This is a genomic window from Nostoc sp. PCC 9305 (genome assembly GCF_963920915.1).
Lineage (GTDB): Bacteria > Cyanobacteriota > Cyanobacteriia > Cyanobacteriales > Nostocaceae > Nostoc.
Map to the genome: position 1 here is coordinate 1 of NZ_CAWUDN010000234.1, position 1,965 is coordinate 1,965.

General features: G+C 43.4%; 2 protein-coding genes. One reads left to right on the top strand and one right to left on the bottom strand.

Annotated features, from left to right (window positions below):
• Positions 1-440 precede the first annotated feature (440 nt).
• A complete protein-coding gene (locus ACM0OX_RS35495) occupies positions 441-605 on the top strand; it encodes a hypothetical protein (RefSeq protein ID WP_414519882.1) in 165 nt (54 codons plus the stop codon).
• A gap of 239 nt (positions 606-844) precedes the next feature.
• Here the strand turns inward: ACM0OX_RS35495 and ACM0OX_RS35500 are convergent, their stop codons facing one another.
• A complete protein-coding gene (locus ACM0OX_RS35500; RefSeq protein WP_414519883.1) occupies positions 845-1,501 on the bottom strand; it encodes a TetR family transcriptional regulator in 657 nt (218 codons plus the stop codon).
• Positions 1,502-1,965: the final 464 nt, after the last annotated feature.

Genomic DNA, 1,965 nt, shown 5'->3' on the forward strand with positions numbered 1-1,965 from the left:
TATCCTAAATCTGGCTAATCCAAGTGTTTTTTTCTCACTTGTGAGAAATCCGGGTATACTCGTTAATAGGCCCATTAGCTACAGCAGTGACTGGTTTCTATTACAATTCTGTAGCTTTATCTAAGAGCAATTCTAGAGATGAGGAAAATGATTAAGTTCTCTCTTCTAATGGATATGCCTTAATCAGTGACAACCAAAAAGCAGGTCAGGATTTTTCTCTTTTAGCTTACTTTGTTTCTATAGCCAAACACTAGCTATTGTCGCGTAAAAGTGTTAAACAGTATTATCAAAGAGAAACGCTTGTGGTAACTCACTTACAATTTTGATACCGCAAGCGTTTCTTAATTTTTGCTGTTCGGTTTTTCGATAATTTCAAGACTTTTTTATTTAATAGTGGCTGACTCCACACCCAGCTTTAGATGCGATGGGAGCATCCACTTTTGGCGGATCGCCCTCAGACTAGAAGTCTGGGGCTATACAAACTAAACCCGCCTGCGCGGGTTTCAGAGAGTCCGCGTAGGCGGACGAGAGTTTGTGTAGCCGCGATTTCCAATCGCCCGGTGTTTCTTCCAAAAGTGGATGCTCCCGATGCGATCGCTGAATAGTCGCTGGGTAAGTTCGCCAGATTTAGTTTTAGTAAGTTAAGTTTTAGAGAAAGTTAGTTACTTCCAAATAAAAAAATATCCCACCGTTTACAGTTAACAGTCAACACTTCGACTTCGCTCAGTGACCACAGTCAGCAACTTGAAGCGGGATAATTTATTTCTTGGAGTTCCCTGATGACGCTTTGGCACGCGATGCCTACGGCGGGCTACGCCTACGCAGTTTTCCCAATATTCAATCCCTAATTCTCACTACATTGCACACCAGCCAAGATAAAATTAACTGCTGCTTGAGTATGCTGCTCAATCATTTCTGGACTTAGCAGTTGCAAATCGGGTCTAGTATGCTTAATGTTTTCGTAAGCGTTGAAGTACATATTACAAACCCCAATAATATGCAGGGTGGTGAAAAATGGATCGAGTTGACGGAAACAACCTTCCGCCATCCCCCGCTCTAAAATCTTGATGAGATAGCTAAAATTTTCTTGCCAATTCCCTTCTTTAAAATACTTTCCCTGATTTTGGTTTGCTTCTTGGAACCAAAGCATTCCTCTATGCGGGTGAGCAGCTTCATAAGCGATCGCTTCTTTGACAAGCAGTTTCAAGGCTTCCTCTGGTGGGAACCGATCCAAATTTAGCTGCTCAAACCCTTCGTGCATTTCCACCGCCGGACGTTGCAGAACCGCTTGATATAGCCCTTCCTTGCTCTGGAAGTAGTAGTAAATCATCGCTGTGGTGACACCTGCACCTCTAGCGATCGCTCCTGTCCGCGCCCCTTGAAGTCCATTTCTGGCAAACTCCGCTTCCGCCGCATCGAGAATCTGCTTTTTCGTCGCTTCTGCATCGCGCACCTGACGCGGCTTTTTAGATGAGAATTTTGACTGCGTTGAACGACCCACATTGCTCCATCATCATAACGAAAATATATTAACTAAAAACTTGGTTAGTAGTTGACATAGAAGATGAAATTTATTAAGTTAATATTAACTAACTAAAAAATTAGTTAGCTATATAACTTGTCCATGCAGTAGCCGAAGTTAGCCGAGCAAATGCTCGGTAGAATTAGTTCGTCCATTGCAGACAAGACTTTAGTTATCCGAATTTACATTCAAAAGAGTAGACCTCTTGCATAAATCAAAAATAAGAAAGAACCCCACCCCGCCAAAGCTACGCTTTGTCTCCCCTCCCCGCAAGCGGGGCTACCGTGTACACACAAGTTGGAAATAATTGACAAATCCGGGTTTTACCCCACCCTAACCCTCCCCTTGTAAACTACGGTGTATACACAAGTCTTTGAGAGTTGCCTCCCAGCGTTTAGATCCCCCCTAGCCTTAAAAAAGGGGGAACCAGAGTCAAAGTCCCC